This window comes from Microvirga sp. P5_D2 (assembly GCF_054049475.1).
In genome coordinates, this window is the sequence record NZ_JBFUMH010000306.1 from 1 (window position 1) to 3,034 (window position 3,034).

Sequence of the window (3,034 nt, forward strand, 5' to 3'; positions counted from 1 at the left end):
CCCATGCACCGTCGTGGTGAAGGTCACGACGCTCTTGTGAGCATCCACGACTTCCAGCATCGTCGGCTCTCCCACGATCGCCGCGCTCGGCAAAGGCAGATCGTGACCAAGTTTGCGGATCGTATCGACGACGCCGAGGCAGGTCGTCTCCTCGTCATAGGAGAGGAGAATGTGGATCGGGGTTTTCAGGTTGGCGGCCTGGAACTCAGGAATGAGCGCGAGCGCCAGCGCATCGAACGCCTTCATGTCCACCGCGCCGCGCCCATAGGCGCGGCCGTTCTCGACGCGAAGCGTGAACGGGTCCGACGTCCAGTTCTGGCCCGCCACGGGCACTACATCCGTATGACCTGAGAGAACCACGCCGCCTCTGTCCTGCGGTCCGATGGTGGCGTAGAGCGCCGCCTTGTCACCGGCTGCATTCGGCACGCGCACATAAGGCACGTTCCAGCTTTTGAGATAATCCTCGACGAACGCGATGAGGCCTAAGTTCGATTTCGCCGTTTCCGTATCGAACGAAACCAGCTTCGCCAGCATCTCGAGCGGCGTCAGTCGCTGACCTTGGGGGGACATCTATAGCCTCGGGTTATTCCAGTCCCACGGTCTAAAGGGTGAGGCTGTGGATGGCAAACTTGATCGGAGACAAAAAGAACAATAGCTATATATAATATAGTTACATTCAACTTGTCCTGGGGGCTAGGCAATGACGACACTGAGCAAATCCGTCAACTTCAACACTTTGGGCACCGGCGGCAGCCTGACGAAACAGGCAGACGGTACCTTCCTGGCCGTATGGGCTGGAGCAGATGGCATCTACGCCCAGAAGTTTGACGCTGACGGTGGGGAAGTAGACGCTCAGTTCACCATTAAGGCAGGTGCTGCGACTTATACGGATGTCAGCGTCGCGGCCCTCAAGGGCGCCGATGCGGGAAAGACTGTTATCACCTGGATGGAAGGTGGGGCGATCAAGACATGTGTCCTGAGTGCAGATGGGACATCGACAGAGAGCACCGTTGATTGGGGCGGTGTGGATGCAGAAAGTTCGCCTAAGGTCATTGCTTTAGACGATGGGGGCTACTCTATTGTTTACAAGGCTAACAGGGGTGGAACTGTCGGCGATCCATGGCATACCGTGCACACGGTGCGGGAGGGTGAGGCTCCCTTCAACGATACGCTCTCTCCCGATGATATTCATCATGCGTTTGCCGTCCTGACTGACAACGCACATGTTCTTGTCTACGCAAATGCTGGTGGACAGCTCCAAGTCGAAGGTAGCAAGGGCTTCTCGGGGATTGATTACATTGGCCCGGCTAGAGATGTTCATCATTCGGTAACGGCATTGCCTTCTGGCAAATTTGTTGTCACCTGGGAAGATTACACCACAGAGACGGACAGCACGGCAGTTGTTCGGGCACAGCTCTTTGATGCCACCCACAACGCAAGTGGCGGCGTTATCACCTTCGCGAAGCCGGCTGGAACGATCCTCAAAACCACTGTTGCACAGCTCTCGGATGGCAGCCTCGCGGTTCTCCTCACCATGAACAATGCTGGTGACAGAGACGTCTACGTCATCACCAGCGCGGCTGACGGTTCTGCTGTGACGGCTCCCGTCTTCGTGGGATCGAGCCTTGCAGGCGATCAGACGAATCCGAGCATTATCGCTCTGGACGACGGCGCGTTCGTGGTGAGCTGGACTCAGCAGGATGGCACGGGTTTCCACTTCATGTCGGAGATCTATGGCTCGCTCGCTCCGTGGGTCGGCACTGAAGGCCGGGACGTTCATGAAGGCTCCGATGCGATTGACGACATGGATGGCCTCGGTGGCAACGACGAGCTGTTCGGTTTTGGCGGCAGCGACATCCTCAAAGGTGGGGATGACAACGATTTCTTGGATGGCGGAAGCGACAGCGACCAGCTTTATGGCAATGACGGCAACGACGTCCTGGACGGTGGAGCAGGCAGTGACAGGCTCGAGGGCGGTGCCGGCAATGACAGCTATTATGTTGACGATGCCAACGATGTGATCATCGAAACCACGGATGCCGGTGGCGGCTTCGACAAGGTGGTCGTCTCCACCAGCAGCTTCAAGCTATCCGATACCATCGGCATCGAGCAGATCCAGGTTGACATAACCGTCACGACCGGCGTGAAGCTGACCGGCAACAATCTCGTCAACAATCTGATCGGCGGAGTGGGCAGCGATACGCTGGATGGCGGCGGCGCACTCGGCGGCGCGGGCGAGCGCCTCCAGGGCGGGAAGGGCGACGACCTCTACTATGTCCGCAGCCTCAACGATGTCGTTGTCGAAGCGGCCGGCGAGGGTACGGACTCGGTGATCCTGTCCAGCAAGAGCTACGATCACTCCAAGCTCGCGAATATCGAGATCATCCGCTACGACATCGTCGGCACCGGCGGCAATGACCGGATGGACGGTGGAGCGTATGACGATACGCTGAAGGGCGGTGAAGGCGGCGACACCCTTGACGGCGGTGCAGGCATCGATTGGCTCATCGGGGGCAGAGGTGACGACATCTATTACATGACGGCTGGCGATGTGATCATCGAGGAAGGCGGCGGTGGCCGAGATACCATCATCGCATCCTTCAGCGCATCGCTGGGCAACAACACCCAGGTGGAAGTGCTGCAGGCGATGGACGGCCTCACGCCGTTGACGCTGGGCGGCGCCAACATGAACGACACGATCATCGGCAACACCGGCGCTAATACCATCAATGGCGGCTCGGGCAACGATACGCTCGATGGCCGGGACGGTGCGGACGTGATCAACGGCGATATGGGCGCAGATCGTCTCGTCGGCGGTCTCGGAGCCGACACGCTGGATGGCGGCGAGGGAGCGGACATCTTCGTGTTCAATTCCGCCGTGGCTAAAAAGAAGAACCAGAACATCGACAAGATCGTGAACTTCAATGTGAAGGACGATGCCATCTATCTGGAGAACGCGATCTTCAAGAAGCTGGGAAACAAGGGCAGCGAGGCGAAGCCGGCGCAGCTCTCCAAGGCGGCGTTCTGGATCGGC

Annotated in this window: 2 protein-coding genes; one reads left to right on the forward strand and one right to left on the reverse strand. The window is 58.5% G+C overall.

The genetic code is table 11. The annotated features are described in order from the left end of the window. The coding region (locus tag ACXJKO_RS30950; RefSeq protein ID WP_457094839.1) for a M20/M25/M40 family metallo-hydrolase at positions 1-570 on the reverse strand (570 nt) is incomplete at its 3' end. A 130-nt stretch (positions 571-700) separates the two neighbouring features. On the opposite strand from ACXJKO_RS30950, the gene ACXJKO_RS30955 reads away from it, so the two are divergent. Then, positions 701-3,034: calcium-binding protein (locus tag ACXJKO_RS30955; protein WP_457094840.1), on the forward strand; the 2,334-nt coding region annotated here is incomplete at its 3' end.